The 17,705-nt window shown below is 72.2% G+C and carries 15 protein-coding genes; 7 read left to right on the forward strand and 8 right to left on the reverse strand.

Going from position 1 to position 17,705, the window contains the following annotated elements; all coding sequences use genetic code 11:
• Positions 1-103: 103 nt before the first annotated feature.
• Positions 104-1,744 (reverse strand): ABC-F family ATP-binding cassette domain-containing protein, encoded by a 1,641-nt coding sequence (locus NRK68_RS28500; RefSeq protein ID WP_183063905.1) that lies wholly within the window; start codon positions 1,742-1,744, stop codon positions 104-106.
• A gap of 329 nt (positions 1,745-2,073) precedes the next feature.
• Positions 2,074-2,490 carry a spore wall synthesis regulator SsgD gene (gene ssgD / locus NRK68_RS28505; protein ID WP_183063906.1) on the reverse strand — a complete coding sequence of 139 codons (417 nt, stop codon included), beginning with the start codon at positions 2,488-2,490 and terminating at the stop codon, positions 2,074-2,076.
• A gap of 332 nt (positions 2,491-2,822) precedes the next feature.
• On the opposite strand from ssgD, the gene NRK68_RS28510 reads away from it, so the two are divergent.
• The gene (locus NRK68_RS28510; RefSeq protein WP_308296322.1) at positions 2,823-3,884 is read left to right on the forward strand and encodes a WD40/YVTN/BNR-like repeat-containing protein; all 1,062 of its coding nucleotides are present in this window, start codon (positions 2,823-2,825) and stop codon (positions 3,882-3,884) included.
• Positions 3,885-4,137: 253 nt separating this feature from the next.
• On the opposite strand, the gene NRK68_RS28515 is transcribed toward NRK68_RS28510, so the two are convergent.
• Complete coding sequence (locus tag NRK68_RS28515; RefSeq protein WP_183063908.1) at positions 4,138-4,437, reverse strand: YciI family protein; 300 nt, start codon at positions 4,435-4,437, stop codon at positions 4,138-4,140.
• Between the two features lie 26 nt (positions 4,438-4,463).
• Between NRK68_RS28515 and NRK68_RS28520 the strand changes: the two genes are divergently transcribed.
• Complete coding sequence (locus tag NRK68_RS28520; RefSeq protein ID WP_183063909.1) at positions 4,464-5,141, forward strand: endonuclease V; 678 nt, start codon at positions 4,464-4,466, stop codon at positions 5,139-5,141.
• Positions 5,142-5,153: 12 nt separating this feature from the next.
• On the opposite strand, the gene NRK68_RS28525 is transcribed toward NRK68_RS28520, so the two are convergent.
• Together NRK68_RS28525 and NRK68_RS28530 are read right to left on the reverse strand one after the other, a co-directional pair.
• A complete protein-coding gene (locus NRK68_RS28525) occupies positions 5,154-6,353 on the reverse strand; it encodes a saccharopine dehydrogenase family protein (protein ID WP_257857142.1) in 1,200 nt (399 codons plus the stop codon).
• A 212-nt stretch (positions 6,354-6,565) separates the two neighbouring features.
• Positions 6,566-8,173 (reverse strand): PKD domain-containing protein, encoded by a 1,608-nt coding sequence (locus NRK68_RS28530; protein WP_183063911.1) that lies wholly within the window; start codon positions 8,171-8,173, stop codon positions 6,566-6,568.
• A gap of 343 nt (positions 8,174-8,516) precedes the next feature.
• Between NRK68_RS28530 and NRK68_RS28535 the strand changes: the two genes are divergently transcribed.
• From NRK68_RS28535 to NRK68_RS28555, 5 genes are all read left to right on the forward strand, one after another.
• The gene (locus NRK68_RS28535; RefSeq protein WP_257857143.1) at positions 8,517-9,668 is read left to right on the forward strand and encodes a CaiB/BaiF CoA transferase family protein; all 1,152 of its coding nucleotides are present in this window, start codon (positions 8,517-8,519) and stop codon (positions 9,666-9,668) included.
• A complete protein-coding gene (locus tag NRK68_RS28540) occupies positions 9,668-10,693 on the forward strand; it encodes an LLM class F420-dependent oxidoreductase (protein WP_183063913.1) in 1,026 nt (341 codons plus the stop codon). Before NRK68_RS28535 ends, NRK68_RS28540 begins: the two co-directional genes overlap by 1 nt.
• 79 nt (positions 10,694-10,772) lie before the next feature.
• Positions 10,773-11,915, forward strand: coding sequence for an acyl-CoA dehydrogenase family protein (locus NRK68_RS28545; protein ID WP_183063914.1), 1,143 nt, complete (start codon positions 10,773-10,775; stop codon positions 11,913-11,915).
• Positions 11,916-12,014: 99 nt separating this feature from the next.
• On the forward strand, positions 12,015-13,229 hold the full coding sequence (locus NRK68_RS28550) for an acetyl-CoA C-acetyltransferase (protein WP_183063915.1): 1,215 nt from the start codon (positions 12,015-12,017) through the stop codon (positions 13,227-13,229).
• 43 nt (positions 13,230-13,272) lie between these two features.
• A complete protein-coding gene (locus tag NRK68_RS28555) occupies positions 13,273-15,444 on the forward strand; it encodes a 3-hydroxyacyl-CoA dehydrogenase NAD-binding domain-containing protein (protein WP_183063916.1) in 2,172 nt (723 codons plus the stop codon).
• 106 nt (positions 15,445-15,550) lie between these two features.
• On the opposite strand, the gene NRK68_RS28560 is transcribed toward NRK68_RS28555, so the two are convergent.
• The 3 genes from NRK68_RS28560 to NRK68_RS28570 form a co-directional block, all read right to left on the reverse strand.
• Positions 15,551-16,222, reverse strand: coding sequence for a maltokinase N-terminal cap-like domain-containing protein (locus tag NRK68_RS28560; RefSeq protein WP_183063917.1), 672 nt, complete (start codon positions 16,220-16,222; stop codon positions 15,551-15,553).
• A 51-nt stretch (positions 16,223-16,273) separates the two neighbouring features.
• A complete protein-coding gene (locus tag NRK68_RS28565) occupies positions 16,274-16,726 on the reverse strand; it encodes an SRPBCC family protein (RefSeq protein ID WP_107081291.1) in 453 nt (150 codons plus the stop codon).
• Positions 16,727-16,969: 243 nt separating this feature from the next.
• Positions 16,970-17,698, reverse strand: coding sequence for a MerR family transcriptional regulator (locus NRK68_RS28570; RefSeq protein WP_257857144.1), 729 nt, complete (start codon positions 17,696-17,698; stop codon positions 16,970-16,972).
• Between the last annotated feature and the right edge of the window lie 7 nt (positions 17,699-17,705).

The following is a 17,705-nucleotide window of genomic DNA, read 5'->3' on the forward strand; positions in this document are numbered from 1 at the left end:
CCGCTACTTTCGGTAGCGCAGTATTACACAGAGTGATGTCCGTGCCTCGTGTGACGCACCCTCGTGCGGGGAGGGAACCGCGAGCGCCGTGCCCGTCAGCCGGTCATCCGTGCCACAGCGCCTCCCGGACCTCCTCGGCCGTGGTCGGCCGCAGCTCGCCGTCCAGCAGCAGCCAGCGCGTGACGCCGATCGATTCCAGGAACGGCACGTCGTGGCTGGCCACCACGAGCGCGCCCTGGTACGACTCCAGCGCGTCGGTCAACTGCCGGACGCTCGCCAGGTCGAGGTTGTTCGTCGGTTCGTCCAGCATCAGGAGCTGCGGGGCGGGCTCCGCCAGCAGCAGCGCCGCCAGCGCCGCCCGGAACCGCTCGCCGCCCGACAGGGTGCCGGCCGCCCGGTCCGCCCGGCCGCCCCGGAAGAGGAAGTGCGCCAGCCGGGCCCGGATCAGGTTGTTGCCGGCCTGCGGGGCGAAGCGCGCCACGTTCTCCACGACCGAGCGGTCCTCGTCCAGTACGTCCAGCCGCTGCGGCAGGAACCGTGTGGCCACATGGGTCTCGGCGGTCCCGGACTCCGGCGCGAGCTGCCCCGCGATCGTGCGCAGCAGCGTGGTCTTGCCCGAGCCGTTGCGGCCCACCAGGGCGATCCGTTCCGGGCCCCGCAGTTCCCACTCGCCCGGTACGCGGGCGCCGTGCGGCAGGTGCAGATCGCCGAGGGTCAGGACGCGCCGCCCGGGCGGTACCACGGTGGCGGGCAGTTGGATGCGGATCTCGGCGTCGTCGCGGACCGCCTCCACCGCCTGGTCCAGCCGCTCCTTCGCCTGGGCCAGCTTCTCGGTGTGCATGATGCGGTGCTTGCCGGCCGATTCCTGGGCGGCACGTCTGCGCGCGCCCATCACGATCTTCGGCTCGCGCTTGTTCTCGTACATCTTCTGGCCGTACCGCTTGCGCCGGGCCAGTTTGACCTGCGCGTCGGCCAGTTCGCGCTTCTGCCGCTGTACGTCCGCCTCCGCGACCCGGACCATCCGTTCCGCCGCGTCCTGTTCGGCCGCGAGCAGGGTCTCGTAGTCGGTGAAGTTGCCTCCGTACCAGCGGACTTCGCCGTCGCGCAGATCGGCGATCTGGTCGACCCGTTCCAGCAGCTCCCGGTCGTGGCTGACCAGGAGCATCACCCCGGACCAGGACTCGACGGCCGCGTACAGGCGGCCCCGGGCCCGCAGGTCCAGGTTGTTGGTGGGCTCGTCCAGCAACAGGACGTCGGGCCGGGCCAGCAGCAGTGACGCCAGCCGCAGCAGGACGGACTCCCCGCCGGAGAGTTCGCCGACGGTACGGTCCAGGCCGATCCGGCCGAGACCGAGCTGGTCGAGGGCGGCCAGGGCCCGCTCCTCCACGTCCCAGTCGTCGCCGACGGCGGTGAAGTTCGCCTCGGTGGCCTCGCCCGCCTCGATGGCGTGGAGGGCGGCGCGCGCGGTGCGGATGCCGAGCGCCTCGTCCACGCGCAGCGCGGTGTCGAGGGTGACCGTCTGGGGGAGGTAGCCGACCGAGCCGGCGACGGACGACTGGCCGTCGGACGGGGTCAGCCGACCGGCGATCAGCTTCAACAGGGTGGACTTGCCACTCCCGTTGACTCCGATCAGGCCGGTGCGGCCGGGGCCGACGGCCAGGTTGAACCCGTCGAACACGGGGGTTCCGTCGGGCCAGTCGAAGGACAGGGCGGAGCAGGTGATGAATGCAGGGGCGTGACTCATGGAGGCCTCCAGGTTGCGTGAGTGGTGCGTGCAACGCGGGGAGACAGCCGACGCTCGGATGATGATCGCGCTCGTCACGGCGGCCGGGGTGACGGGATCACGGGGCGCGCGGTGGTGACGGGGTCACAGGGGTGACAGGTCACGGTGGTGACAGGGTCACCGTGGTGACGGTCGCGGTGGTCGGTGTCTCGGACCTCAGAAGAGCAACGTCCTGCTCCGTTCGACGGCAATGGGGCGTCGACGAAGCTACGGGCGGCGAGCGGCCGCCCGCAAACGATTTACGGCCGTGGTGATCGCAGCGGGGATCACCGTCGGGATCGCCGTGCAGGTCAGCAGGTGTCGCGCATCAGCTCGGCCAGGCTGTGGTCCATGTCGAGGTAGAGGTGCTCCAGGCCGGGCGGAACCACGGCCGCGGCCCGCTCCAGGAAGCGGTGCAGGTCGGCCGTCAGCATCAGCACGATCGCGACCCCCTCCACCGCGTGGAACTCGATCGTGGTCCGGTCCCCGTCGTACGGTCGCACGCGTACGTCGCCGTAGCCGGACGGGCGGTCCAGCCCGGACTCCAGCAGCTCGCGGGAGAAGGTCCAGGAGACCTCTACGCCCTCCAGCGTGGCCGGGGCGGGGAAGGCCATGCGCACGGCGAAGGGATCAGCCCGGTCGTAACAGAGGGTGACGGGAACGGTCTCGACCTTCGGCGCGGTTGCGACCAGACGGGCCTGCGCGGCCTGCTCGATGACAGTGATCAAGGCTCACTCCCTTGAGGCGGATCTGCTGCCGGACGGTGGGGGTGGAGCCCGGCAACCCGATAGACGCCGGAATCGGCAAATCCGTGCATGGGGGTTCGAGTGAGCTGTGTCACCGATTGGCCGGAACCTTTCTGTGTGATCGCACAGAGTGACCGGGTGGGCGGATGCGTCCGAAGGCGGGCCGGTGTGCCGAGCGGGGGCGGGGAGCCCCGGAGAAGGGCCGGTTGTCGCTCACCCGACCGGCGGAACGCACGCCGGGACGCCCTCTGGACGGCGGTTCCGGGGGTGCGTTAGCTTCCGGCGCCATGAGACCTCTGGATGTTGGAATTGGCATGTGCGCGGCAATCCTGGCGGTCGGGGTGCTCGCCGGCCCCGCACACGCCGAAGAGCAGGACCGGGCAACGGACTTACGGGCGGCCGGCTGGGCCCTCAAGGAGACCGGAACGACGGCCCGCTTCCGCGGACTCGCCGCGGTCAGCCGGACCACGGCCTGGGTCGCCGGCTCCAAGGGGACGGTGCTGCGCACGCTCGACGGCGGCCGCAGCTGGCAGGACGTCTCGCCGCCCGGCGCCGTCGCGGACCAACTTGAACTGCGCGACATCGAGGCCTTCGACGCCCGGCGAGCGGTGGCCCTGTCCATCGGCGAGGGCGAGGCCTCCCGGGTGCTGCGCACCGAGGACGGCGGCGCCACCTGGACCGAGGCCTTCCGCAACCCCGACCCGCGCGCCTTCTACGACTGCCTGACCTTCTTCGACGCCCGGCACGGGCTGGCCATGAGCGATCCGGTGGACGGGAAGTTCCGCATCCTCGCCACGGACGACGGCGGCCGCCACTGGCGCGTGTTGCCCGGCGAGGGCATGCCCGAGGCGCTGCCGGGCGAGGCGGGCTTCGCCGCCAGCGGCCAGTGCCTGGTCAGCGCCGGCCCGCGCGACGTCTGGCTGGCCACCGGGGGCGGGGCGAGCGCCCGGGTCCTGCACTCCGCGGACCGCGGCCGGACCTGGCGGGTGGCCGAATCCACCGTGCCGGCGGGTGATCCCGCGCGAGGCGTCTTCGCCCTCGCCTTCCGGGACCGTGCGCGGGGCCTCGCCGTGGGCGGCGACTACCGGGCCGGCCAGGCCTCCCCGCAGGCCGCCGCGGTGTCCTCGGACGGGGGGCGCACCTGGAGCGGGGCGACGACCCCGCCGCCCGCCTACCGGTCCGGAGCGGCCTGGTACCCGTACAGCCGCGGGACGGCCCTCGCGGTCGGACCCACGGGCACGGACGTGACCACGGACGGGGGCCGCAACTGGGGGCCGCTGGACGCGGGTTCCTTCGACACGGTCGACTGCGCGCCCGACACGGGATGCTGGGCGGCGGGGGAGAAGGGCCGGGTCGCCCGGCTGGAACGCCACTGACCCGGGGCCTGCCGCCCACCGTCCGGCGGCAGGCCGCACCCGGCGGTCCCGCCGTCCGCCGGCCCTCTGTCGGGGATTACGGGACAGCCCTCAGGGCTGTCCCGTAATCCCCGGTGGATCAGCGCGCGGCGTCAGATGCGGTGCATCGCAAGGCGGAGGGGCGTCCTCATACTGGGCGTATTCGGGCGTTCCGACAACGCAGCGAGGTGCCGTAGCTGTCGTCGTGCGCCCGCCGGGGATTACGGGACAGCCTTTAGCCGAGCGGGTTCTCCCGTACCGTCGCGAGGTCCGCCGAGGTCTTCGTGGCGATGAACTCGGTGATGCGGTAGGCGCAGACACCTGCGACCGTGAAGGGGTCCTCGGCCGCGATCCTCTCGACCTCGGCCCGGGACACCCCTCCGGCCAGGATCACGCCCCCCTCGCGCGGGACCTTGCGCCCCGACGCGAGGAAGACCCCGGAGGCGTAGTAGCCGTCCAGCCAGGCGATGTGGGCGTCCATCTGCTCCTCGACTGCTTCGAGGGGCGCGGTGTAGGAGAGCTCCATGACAAACATGATCGTCAGGCTACTCTCGGTCCACCATGACGAGTGTGAAAACCCCCGCAGACGAGGCCGAGGCCCGGGCGATACAGGATGAACTGCGCCACCACGTCGTACTTGACGAATCCGGGCCGCCGCCCGGCCGCGGGCTCGTGACCGGAGTGGACGTCGCCTACGACGACACGCGCGACCTGGTTGCCGCCGCGGCCGTGGTGCTCGACGCCGCCACCCTCGAGGTCGTCGAGGAGGCCACCGCCGTCGGGCACGTCAGCTTCCCCTACGTGCCGGGGCTGCTCGCCTTCCGCGAGCTGCCGACCGTCCTGGCCGCCCTCGACGCCCTGACCGCCGGGCCCGGTCTCGTCGTCTGCGACGGCTACGGCCTCGCCCACCCCCGCGGCTTCGGCCTCGCCTGCCACCTCGGGGTGGTCACGGGGCTCCCCTCCATCGGCGTCGCGAAGAACCCGTTCACCTTCACCCACGACGAGCCGGGCAGCCGGCGGGGCGACGCCTCCGCGCTGCTCGCCGCCGACGGGACCGAGGTCGGGCGGGCCCTGCGGACGCAGGACGCGACCAAACCGGTGTTCGTCTCGGTCGGGCACAAGGTGTCGCTCGACAACGCCTGCGCGCACGTCCTGGCGCTGAGCCCGCGCTTCCGGATCCCGGAGACCACCCGCCGCGCCGACTCGCTGTGCCGCAGGGCGCTGCGGGAGGCCTCCTGAGCCGGCCCGCCGTCAGCGGGCGTCGGCCACCCGGAAGGTGATCCCCGCCTTCTGCAGCCGGTGGATCAGGGCGTCGCCCATCGCCACGGCGGTCGTCACCTGCCCGGCGGTCTCCGGCAGGGCGTCGTGGGCCAGGCAGAGCGCCGACTCCGCCAGCATCTTCGCGGTCTCCCCGTACCCCGGATCGCCGCCGGACACCTCGGTGAACACGCGCCGGCCGCCGCCCCGGCCCACGAAGCGTACGGTGAACCAGCTGCGCGCCCGCCGCTCCGCGTCCGGCCCGCGGCCGGGCTCCCAGCGGTCCATGAGCCACCGCCGGGCGGGCGGCACCTGGGCCAGCGCCGCCGTCGCGCCCACCGCCGCCGCACCGCCCAGGGCGACGGGCAGGTGCCGGACGGAGGCGTAGTGCCGGTAGCGGAAGTCCGGGCCGTAGCGCTCCAGCGCGGCCGCGGACCGGGCCACGATCCGCGGGTCCAGCGAGGGCAGCGGCAGCGCCCAGGTACCGGTCTCGCGACTGAACCGCGGCGCGCCCAGCGGCCCGCGCGCCCTGCGCCCCACCAGCCGGGGCTCGTGCAGCCGGCGGGCGTGTGCGGCCGCCAGGGTCTGGGGGCCGCGGCCCAGGGCGGTCAGGGCGGAGGCCAGGGTCCCGCCGGAGAAGAACGCGTTGGACCGCATGAACCCGTCGACCGTCAGCGGGACCCCCTCCGGCAGCTGCCGGACCGTGAAGTACGCGCCGAGGTCGGCGGGGATCGAGTCGAAGCCGCACGCGTGGACGAGCCGGGCCCCGCTCTCGCGGGCCCGCGCGTCGTGCTCCACGTACATCCGGTCCACGAACTCCGGCTCGCCGGTGAGGTCCACGTAGTCCGTGCCCGCCTCGGTGCAGGCGGCCACCAGCTCGGCCCCGTACCAGACGTACGGCCCCACGGTCGTGGCCAGCACCCGGGTGGACATGGCCAGTTCACGTACGGCGGCGGCGTCCTGGGCGTCCACGCGCAGCAGCGGCAGCGCCGCGCACGCGGGATCCACCGCGACCAGCCGCTCGCGCAGCCGCTCCAGCTTCGCGAGGTCCCGGCCGGCGAGCGCCCACCGGCAGCCGGCGGGCGCGTGCGCGGCGAGGTACTCGGCGGTCAGCGCCCCCACGAACCCGGTCGCGCCGAAGAGCACGACGTCGTAGGCCCGTGCCGGCCGGTCCTGCGGGACCTCTGCCTTCATGTGAGCTCCTCAAGTGGGTGTCGGGTGGCCGAGGATAGGGGGTGTCCTGCCGGTCAGGTGCCGGGAGGGTGTGGCGAGAAGCGTTCCCGAGGCGAGAACCGTTCCCGTGGCGGGAGCGGCCCGCCCGGACGACGGCGCCCCGGGAACGGCCGTGCGGCCGCGCCCGGGGCGCCGTGGATCACCTGCCGGTGGATGGTTCAGCTGCCGGTGGATCAGCCCTGCTGGTAGAGGCCGAAGATGTCGACGATGAGGTCGATGTCGTCCCAGCCGCGGTTCCAGACGTCGATGATGCCGTTGCTGCCGGTGCTCGCCTGGACCAGGTTCGGGACGGTGGCGCCCTTCGTCCAGTTCAGGTTGGAGGAGTTCGGAGGCGTCGGCCAGTCCGCCGCGTCGTTGATGTAGTCGTCCAGCGAGTTCGGGTCCGGGGTGACCGTGAGGTACCCCTCGCCGTCGGTGTTGGTGACCGTGGAGTTCAGCACGAAGCCCGTGATGCTCGGGTCGTCGTAGGACAGCGGCATGTAGATGTAGCTCTGGCCCCACAGCTTCCCGTAGACCGGGTCGTTGGGGTCACGGGTGTCGACCAGGCGCTCCGGCGTGATCGGCCGGAAGGCGCTCTTGCTGTCGGTGCTGTAGTAGCCGACGACGTCGACGATGACGTCGACGCCCGCCCAGGCGCCGTTGAAGACGCTGATCTTGCCGTCCTGGCCGACGGGGACGATGACCGAGTTGGCGATCGTCTGGCCGGCGGTGAAGTTCAGGTTCGACGCGGTCGGGGTGGCGCCGCCGCCCGGGAAGACCGACAGGTGGCCGGCCTCCCTCGGGTTGGTGACCGTCACGTTCAGCGCCACGGCGCTGATGCCCTGGGGCACCCCGCGCAGGCCGCTGATCTGGGTGGAGAAGGTCTTGCGGCCGCCGAGCTGGGCCCTCGTCGTACCGAGGCCCTCGCGGGTGTCGACGAAGCGGGACGGGGTGATCGGCGTGTAACCGCTGGAGGCGGTCGTGGAGAAGTAGCCGGTGACGTCGGCGATCAGGTCGACGGGCGCGCCGCCGCGGTTGGCGATCTCGACGTAGCCGTTCTTGCCGACCGGCACGATGACCAGGTTCGGGACGGTCTGACGGGCCTTGTAGTTGACGTTCGACGTGGTCGGACGCTGGGTGCCCTCGGGGAAGGCGGTGATGTGGCCGTCGGAGGAGGTGTTGGTGACCGTGACGTTGAGCACCACGGCGGTGACGCCGACGGGGATCGAGCCGTTGCCGCCGATCTTCACGCGGGTCGAGCTGTACGGCTGGACCATGCCCTGCGGCGCGCCGGTCCCGTTGCGGGTGTCCAGCAGACGGGTCGGGGCGTACGGGGTGAAGTCCGAGCCCTCGGTGACGAAGTTGACCTCGTTGACGGCCGAGAGGTTGTTCGCGGCGTCCGTCACGGTGACCTTGACCGTGTAGGAGCCGACCTCGGCGTAGGTGTGCGCCGTGGTCCGCTCGTCGGAGCCGTAGGCGTCGAAGGCGTCCTGCTTCCCGTCGCCCCAGTCGATAACGACCTTCAGGGGGGTGTCCACGCTCATGATGGTGGTGTCCACCTCGGTGCCGTGGGCCGTGGTGCCGTAGGCGGCCACGCCGACGGCGAGGTCCGCGTTGGCGTTGACGGACTGCACCTGCGGGGCGGCGGCCGCCCCGGTCTTGGCCGACGGCAGGGCCGTGCGGACCGTACGCTCCGCGGGGCTGGTGAAGGCGTGGCCCTTGGCCTTGGCGTCCTTGCCCAGGTCCAGGTCCGGCTTAATGGTGCCGCGCGCGTCCGGCTTGGCCGGGTCGGCCTGGGCCACGCCCGGGATGAGGCCAACGCCCGCCGCGAGGGCGGCAACGGAAATGACAAGACGGCGACGACGCACCGGTCCCCCAGATTCTGATTGAACGCTTGATCAGCTCGAAAGCGTGTTCAGAGTACAGACTCCCGGAACGATCTATCAGGGGGGTGGGCCCCTCGGTTTCGTCGCCTCCCCGGGGCCCGGATGCGCCCATGTCGGCCGATCCGGGCGGAGCCCGGCCCGGGGGCTTGTGCTCGGTGGAACACGTTCCTAGCATCACCGGTGTTACATCAGTTGTGTCACACAGCCGCACACCAGGCACACCAGGCATACCAAGCACACCGCAGACGCTGGGGGCTCGATGGCAGTGACAGGGAACGGGACCGGGGCGGCGAGCGGCAACGGCCCGCTCGCCGGCGTGCGCGTCGTCGAGCTGGCCGGCATCGGCCCGGGGCCGTTCGCCGCCATGCTCCTCGCCGACCTGGGGGCGGACGTCGTACGGGTGGACCGGCCCGGCGGCGGCGGGCTCGCGGTCGATCCCGCCCACGACATCACCAACCGCGGCAAGCGCTCCGTCCTCCTCGACCTCAAGTCCGCCGACGGGCCCGCCCGCGTCCTGGACCTCGTCGAGCGGGCCGACGTCCTCATCGAGGGCTTCCGTCCCGGCGTCGCCGAACGGCTCGGCGTCGGCCCGGCCGACTGCCACGCCCGCAACCCCCGCCTCGTCTACGGACGGATGACCGGCTGGGGCCAGGAGGGCCCGCTCGCGCACACCGCGGGCCACGACATCGCCTACATCGCCGTCACCGGCGCCCTCGGCATGATCGGCAACCCCGGCGAGCCCCCGGCGGTCCCGGCCAACCTGGTCGGGGACTACGCGGGCGGCTCGCTCTACCTGGTGATCGGCGTCCTCGCTGCCCTCCAGCACGCCCGGGCCACCGGCACCGGCCAGGTCGTCGACGCGGCCATCGTCGACGGCACCGCCCACCTCACGGCCATGATCCACGGGATGATGGCGGCGGGCGGCTGGCAGGACCGGCGCGGCGCCAACCTCCTCGACGGCGGCTGCCCGTTCTACGGCACCTACGAGACCTCCGACGGCGGCTACATGGCGGTCGGCGCGCTGGAGCAGCAGTTCTACGACACCTTCACGGAGCTCCTCGGCATCGCCGGCCGGGCTCCGGCCCGCAAGGACATCGCCCGCTGGGGTGAGCTGCGCGAGGCCGTCGCCGCCCGCTTCCGGACCCGTACGCGCGAGGAGTGGACGGCGGTCTTCGAGGGGAGCGACGCCTGCGTGGCGCCCGTGCTCTCGCTGCGCGAGGCCCCCGGCCACCCCCACCTCGCCGCCCGGGGGACCTTCACCGATGTCGGCGGGACCGTGCAGCCCGCCCCCGCGCCGCGGTTCTCCGCGACCCCGGCCGCCGTCACCGGCGGACCGGCCCTGCCGGGTGCGCATGTCGAGTCGGTGGCCGCCGACTGGGACGTACCGGCCCTGCTCCCGAAAGAGGCCTGATGGAACTGTCGATGATGCTGGACTACGCGGGCGACCCGCGACGGGCCGCCGACGAGGCGGCCGCGCTGGAGTCCGCCGGCCTCGACGCCGTCTGGGTGGCCGAGGCCTGGGGCTTCGACTCGCCGACGATCATGGGCTACCTCGCCGCCCGCACCGAGCGGCTGAGGATCGGCTCGGCGATCATGAACGTCTACTCGCGCACTCCCGGCCTCATCGCGCAGACGGCCGCCGGACTGGACGCCGTCTCCGGCGGCCGGGCGCTGCTCGGCCTCGGCGCCTCCGGACCGCAGGTCGTCGAGGGCTGGCACGGGAAGCCGTACGACAAGCCGCTCGGCCGCACCCGGGAGACGGTCGAGCTGTGCCGGCGCATCTGGCGCCGGGAGACGATCGACCATCACGGCATCACCGACATGCCGCTGCCCCCGGAGAAGGGCGGCCGGCACGGCAAGCCGCTGAAGATCCTGACCCGGCCGGTGCGCGACAGCATCCCCGTCTACATCGCCTCCCTCGGCCCGGCGAACGTGCGGCTGACCGCCGAGATCGCGGACGGCTGGCTGCCCACGCTCTTCATCCCGGAGAAGGCCGCGTCCGTGTGGGGCGGCCCGCTCGCCGAGGGGGCCGCCGAGCGTCCGCCCGAGCTCGGTCCGCTCCACACCGTCGCGGGCGGCCTGCTCGCGATCGGCGAGGACGCGGCCGCCGTACGGGAACGCGCCCGCCCGCAGATCGCCCTGTACGTGGGCGGCATGGGAGCGGTCGGCAAGAACTTCTACAACGACCTCGCCGTCGCCTACGGCTACGGGGACGCGGCCCGCCGGATCCAGGAGCTCTACCTCGCCGGCCGGACGCGCGACGCGGCGGCCGCCGTACCGGAGGAGTTCTGCGAGCTGATGACCCTGTGCGGACCCGAGGGCTACGTGCGCGAGCGTGTCGAGGCCTTCCGGGAGGCGGGCGTCACCATGCTCAACGTCACCCCCGTCGGCCCCGAGCCGGCCCGTCTGATCGAAACCGTCAAGAACTGGCTTTGAGGAGCCTTCCGATGCAGCGAGCCGCCCGATGGAGCCGGCCGCCCGATGAAGCGAGCCGTCCGATGAAGCGAGTCGTCCGATGAAGCGCCTGATCTTCGACGCCGACCACGAGGCGTTCCGTGAGACCGTCCGCACCTTCCTCACCAAGGAGGTGCTGCCGCACTACGAGCAGTGGGAGAAGGACGGCATCGTCAGCCGCGAGGCGTGGCGGGCCGCCGGCCGCCAGGGCCTGCTCGGGCTCGCCGTCCCGGAGGAGTACGGGGGTGGCGGTAACACCGACTTCCGCTACGCCGCCGTGATCGCCGAGGAGTTCACCAGGGCGGGTGCGCCCGGACTCGCCATCGGCCTGCACAACGACATCATCGGGCCCTACCTGACCTCGCTCGCCACCGAGGAGCAGAAGCGCCGCTGGCTGCCCGGCTTCTGCTCCGGCGAGACCGTCACCGCCATAGCGATGACCGAGCCGGGCGCGGGCTCCGACCTCCAGGGGATCCGGACCACGGCCGAGGACCGCGGCGACCACTGGGTGCTGAACGGCTCCAAGACCTTCATCTCCAACGGCATCCTCGCCGACCTGGTGATCGTGGTGGCGAAGACGACTCCCGAGGGCGGGGCGCACGGCCTGTCGCTGCTGGTCGTCGAGCGCGGCGCGGAGGGCTTCGAGCGCGGCCGCAACCTCGACAAGATCGGCCAGAAGGCGCAGGACACCGCCGAGCTGTTCTTCCACGACGTGCGCGTCCCGAAGGAGAACCTGCTCGGCGAACTGAACGGCGCCTTCGTCCACCTGATGACCAATCTCGCGCAGGAGCGGATGGGCATCGCCATGGCCGGGATCGCCGCTGCCGAGCACCTGCTGGAGATCACCACGCAGTACGTGAAGGAGCGCGAGGCCTTCGGGCGTCCGCTGTCCAAGCTCCAGCACATCCGGTTCGAGATCGCGGAGATGGCCACCGAGGTCGCCGTCACCCGGACCTTCCTCGACCGGTGCATCACCGACCACTCCAACGGCGAGCTGGACCACGTGCACGCCTCGATGGCCAAGTGGTGGGCCACCGAACTGCAGAAGCGCGTGGCGGACCGATGCCTGCAACTCCACGGCGGCTACGGCTATATGACCGAGTACCGGGTGGCGCGGGCCTTCACCGACGGCCGGATCCAGACGATCTACGGCGGCACCACCGAGATCATGAAGGAGATCATCGGCCGGTCCCTCCTCGGCTGACCCCGTCCCGCCCGCAGCCCCGCCGAGGACCTTCCCAGGACCTTTCCAGGATTTCCAGGACCTTTCCAGGACCTTCCCGCACACCGAAAGGCTTGACCAGTGAGCACCGAAGCTTACGTATACGACGCGATCCGCACCCCGCGCGGCCGCGGCAAGGCCAATGGCTCCCTGCACGGCACCAAGCCGATCGACCTCGTCGTCGGACTCATCGACGCCCTGCGCGAGCGCAACCCCGGCCTCGACCCCGCCACCATCGACGACATCGTGCTCGGCGTCGTCGGCCCGGTCGGCGACCAGGGCTCCGACATCGCCCGGATCGCGGCCATCGCGGCCGGGCTCCCGGACACGGTGGCCGGCGTACAGGAGAACCGGTTCTGCGCCTCCGGTCTGGAAGCCGTCAACCTGGCCGCCGCGAAGGTCCGTTCGGGCTGGGAGGACCTGGTCCTGGCCGGCGGCGTGGAGTCCATGTCCCGCGTCCCGATGGCCTCGGACGGCGGCGCCTGGTTCGCCGACCCGATGACCAACTGGGACACCGGCTTCGTCCCGCAGGGCATCGGCGCCGACCTGATCGCCACCATCGAGGGCTTCTCCCGGCGCGACGTCGACGAGTACGCGGCCCTCTCCCAGGAGCGCGCCGCCGCCGCGATCAAGGACGGCCGCTTCGCGAAGTCCGTCGTCCCGGTCACCGACCGCAACGGCCTGGTCGTCCTGGACCACGACGAGTTCGTCCGCCCGGGGACCACCGCCGACACCCTCGCCAAGCTGAAGCCGTCCTTCGCGGACATCGGCGAGCTCGGCGGGTTCGACGCCGTCGCGCTGCAGAAGTACCACTGGATCGAGAAGATCGACCACGTCCACCACGCGGGCAACTCCTCCGGCATCGTCGACGGCGCCTCGCTCGTCGCGATCGGCTCCCGCGAGGCGGGGGAGCGGGGCGGACTGACGCCCCGCGCCCGGATCGTCTCGGCGGCCGTCTCCGGCTCCGAGCCCACCATCATGCTCACCGGCCCCGCCCCGGCCACCCGCAAGGCCCTCGCCAAGGCCGGCCTCACCATCGACGACATCGACCTGGTCGAGATCAACGAGGCCTTCGCCGGCGTCGTCCTGCGCTTCGTCAAGGACATGGGCCTGTCCCTCGACAAAGTCAACGTCAACGGCGGCGCCATCGCGCTGGGCCACCCGCTCGGCGCCACCGGCGCGATGATCCTCGGCACGATCGTCGACGAGCTGGAGCGCCAGGACAAGCGCTACGGGCTCGTCACCCTCTGCGTCGGCGGCGGCATGGGCGTCGCCACCATCGTCGAACGCCTCTGAACCGTCCCTGTCCCCCGACCCCTCCGACACGGAAGTAGCGAACATGAGCGAGTCCACCACGATCCGCTGGGAACAGGACGAGACCGGCGTCGTCACCCTGGTCCTCGACGACCCGGGCCAGTCCGCCAACACCATGAACCAGGCCTTCAAGGACTCCATCGCGGCCGTCGCCGACCGCGCCGAGGCCGAGAAGGACTCCATCCGCGGCATCATCTACACCTCTGCCAAGAAGACCTTCTTCGCGGGCGGCGACCTCAAGGACATGATCCGGCTGCGCCCCGAGCACGCGCAGCTCGCCTTCGACACCGGCACCGAGATCAAGCGCTCCCTGCGCCGCATCGAGACCCTCGGCAAGCCGGTCGTCGCCGCCATCAACGGGGCGGCCCTGGGCGGCGGTTACGAGATCGCCCTCGCCTCGCACCACCGCGTCGCCCTCGACGCGCCCGGCTCCAGGATCGGCCTGCCCGAGGTCACCCTCGGCCTCCTCCCGGCGGGCGGCGGCGTCACCCGCACCGTACGCCTGATGGGCATCGCCGACGCGCTGCTCAAGGTGCTGCTCCAGGGCACCCAGTACACCCCGCAGCGCGCCCTGGACAACGGCCTGGTGCACGAACTGGCCGCCACGCCCGAGGAGATGCTGGCCAAGGCCCGCGCCTTCATCGACGCCCACCCCGAGTCGCAGCAGCCCTGGGACGTGCCCGGCTACAAGATCCCCGGCGGTACGCCGTCCAACCCGCGGTTCGCCGCGAACCTCCCGGCCTTCCCGGCCAACCTGAAGAAGCAGCTGAACGGCGCCCCGTACCCGGCGCCGCGCAACATCCTGGCCTGCGCCGTCGAGGGCTCCCAGGTGGACTTCGAGACCGCGCTGACCATCGAGGCCCGCTACTTCACCGAGCTGGTCACCGGGCAGACCGCCAAGAACATGATCCAGGCGTTCTTCTTCGACCTCCAGGCCGTCAACGCCGGCCGCAGCCGCCCGCAGGGCGTCGAGCCGCGGAAGGTCCGCAGGGTCGCCGTCCTCGGCGCCGGCATGATGGGCGCCGGCATCGCCTACTCCTGCGCCCGCGCGGGCATCGAGGTGGTCCTCAAGGACGTCACCGCCGAGGCCGCCGCGAAGGGCAAGGCGTACTCCGAGAAGCTGCTCGACAAGGCGCTGTCCCGCGGCCGGACCACCGAGGCGGGGCGCGCGGAGCTGCTGGCCCGGATCACCCCGACCGCCGACGCGGCCGACCTCGCGGGCTGCGACGCCGTCATCGAGGCCGTCTTCGAGGACACCGCCCTCAAGCACAAGGTGTTCCAGGAGATCCAGGACGTCATCGCCCCCGACGCGCTGCTGTGCTCCAACACCTCGACCCTGCCCATCACCGGGCTCGCCGAGGGCGTGAAGCGGCCCGCCGACTTCATCGGACTGCACTTCTTCTCGCCCGTCGACAAGATGCCGCTCGTCGAGATCATCAAGGGGGCGCAGACCGGCGACGAGGCCATCGCCCGCGCCTTCGACCTGGTCCGCCAGATCAACAAGACCCCGATCGTCGTCAACGACTCGCGGGGCTTCTTCACCTCACGTGTCATCGGCCAGTTCATCAACGAGGGCGTGGCGATGGTCGGCGAGGGCGTCGAGCCCGCCTCGATCGAGCAGGCCGCCGCCCAGGCCGGCTACCCGGCCAAGGTCCTCTCCCTGATGGACGAGCTCACCCTGACCCTGCCGCGCAAGATCCGCAACGAGAGCCGCAAGGCCTTCGAGGCGGAGGGCCGGACGTGGACCGAGCACCCCGCCGACACCGTCATCGACCGGATGGTCGACGAGTTCGGCCGCCCCGGCCGCAGCGGTGGCGCCGGCTTCTACGAGTACGACGAGTCGGGCAAGCGGGCCGGCATCTGGCCGGGCCTGCGCGAGCACTTCGCCAAGCCGGGCCACGAGGTGCCCTTCGAGGACATGAAGGAACGGATGCTCTTCTCCGAGGCCCTGGACACCGTCCGCTGCCTCGACGAGGGCGTCCTCACCTCGGTCGCCGACGCCAACATCGGCTCCATCATGGGCATCGGCTTCCCGGCCTGGACCGGCGGCGTGATCCAGTACATCAACGGCTACGAGGGCGGGCTCACCGGCTTCGTGGCCCGCGCCCGCGAGCTCGCGGAGAAGTACGGCGAGCGGTTCACCCCGCCGGCCTCCCTCGTGGAGAAGGCCGCGCGCGGCGAGACCTACGCGGACTGATCCGGTACGGACGCCGCCGGACCCGCGCGTCGGGTCCGGCGGCGTCGCGCGGCCCGGGGGTGTCCTGTGGGCCCGGGGCGTCGCGCGGGCCTGAGGCGTCCCGCCGTCAGCGCCCGGACACGGCCAGACGGGCGAACAGCCCGTGCTGCCGGGTGCCGTCCGGGGCGGACCAGTCGGCCAGCACCCGTCCCGTCGCGCCGTCACCCTCGGGAGCGGGCCCCGGACGGAGCACCCGGCACAGGGTCAGGGTCGACACCGGGCCCTCCTGCGTCATCGGGCCCACGGTGACGAGGCTCGCGTCGTCGGTGTCCGTCACGGTCCCGGGGCCGGTAAGGCCCTGCGGCACCCCGGAACCCTCGCCGCGGACCTCCACCGTCGGGTCGGGGGTGTTGCTGGCGTTCTGGTCCTGGGCGGTCGTGAGGCCCGCCAGCAGGGCGAGCAACTGCTCGACCAGGACCACGTCGTGCGTCCCGTCGTAGATCCAGCGACGGCCCAGCACACCGTGCTCGGAGGTGCCGATCAGGCCGTCCGCGGCGGACGCCAGGGGTACCCCGCGGTAGGTCATCGGGACCTGGTAGGTGACGGGGGAGTCCCCCGAGGTGTCGGTGACCACCATGAACTCGATGCCCACCTCGCCCGCGGGATCGTCGAGCCGGAACCCGCCGGCCTTGGCGAGCAGGGGCGCGTCCCCGCCCCGGTACCAGGGCCTCGACGGCAACCAGGCGGCGAGCAGTTCGAGCTTGCCGGGCGACATGGTGGTGCGGTGAATGACTGCCATGATCCATAAACTACCCGGGCGGCGCGGGTGCCGACCGGCGCCCGGGCCCGGTCACCGGGGAGCGGCCACGGGGTGTTCCCGGACGGCGATCCTGGCCAGTTTCGTCAGCATCATGCCGTTGCGCACGGCGACGAGATAGTCCACCGGAAGCCCGTGCATACGGGTACCGGGCCCCCGCAGGGGATGCCAGTCGAGGGTGAAGAGGGTGTTCCCGCCCCAGGGGGCCAGGTTCATGGCGATGCGGGCCGCGCCGAAGGGTTCGGCGCGCGCCTCCAGCTCCAGACGCCGCTGCGGTTCGCAGACGCGGACCACGCAGGTGTCGTCGAGGGTCAGCGGGCCGGCGCCGACGCGGACCCGCAGCCGGGCGCCCACATCGGGCCAGTGCGGGTCCGCGGCCAGGACCTGCCGGGTTCCCGTCACCCACTCCCCGTAGCGGCGACCGTCGGCCAGGAGGCGCCAGACGTCGGCGGGCGGGCTCAGGATCAGACGGCGGTTGCGCGCCACGGCGGTCACGGTCCTTCCGGTCGGTGGCCGGGCCGTCGTGCGGCCCGGCCGGCCCACCCCCACGCTCACGCCGCGCACCCGCCGCCGCAGTCCGGCAGACCCGAACGGCTGTCACGGATGCCTGTCACGGATGCCTGTCACGCACGGCTGCACCGGACGCGGCCGGGCCGGCCCCGGAGCCCGACCCCGACCCGTTACCCGGACCCGGAGCCCGACCCGGAGCCGGACCCGGACCCGGAGCCGTCACCCGGACTCCGGGACGAAGGCCGCCCGCAACTCCTCCCGCAGCGACCGCTGGAAGGCCGTCACCAGCGCCTGCACCACCATCGGCTGCATGTGCGCCGACAGCGCCTTCATCGACTCCACCCGCTCCGGGTCGCTCTCGCCCTCGGTGAACGGTCCCCACACCTCGTCCCGGAACAGCGCCGTCAGCTCGTGCGCCGCCGACCGGGTGTGCTCCAGCAGCACCTTGCGCGCCGCCAGGATCGTCTCGTGCGCGATCGGTACGTCGAGCAGCGCCACCCCCAGCCGCAGCAGTCCCAAATCCACCCGGAACCCGTCCCCCGACGGAGCGAGCACGTTCATCGCCGTCAGCCGCCGCACGTCGGTGTCCGACAGGCTCCGCCCCGCCCGTCTCTCCAGTTCCTCCCGGGAGATTTCCTGGGCCGCGTCCGGTGCCCAACTGGCCACCATGGCCCGGTGGATGGCGAGATCGTGCGCACTCAGGTCGTCCGGCAGGGCGTCCAGATAGCGCTCGATGGCGGACAGGGTCATGCCCTGGTGCTGGAGCTCCTCGATCAGGGCCAGCCGCGACAGATGCTCGGGCCCGTAGTGCCCCACCCGACGCGGACCGATCACGGGAGGGGGCAAAAGCCCGCGGGTGCTGTAGAACCGTACCGTGCGCACGGTGACGCCCGCCCGGGCCGCCAGCTCGTCGACGGTGAGCATCGGCTCGGGTGCCCGGTCGGCCATCGTCTGC

This window comes from Streptomyces yangpuensis (genome assembly GCF_024666385.1).
GTDB lineage: Bacteria > Actinomycetota > Actinomycetes > Streptomycetales > Streptomycetaceae > Streptomyces > Streptomyces yangpuensis.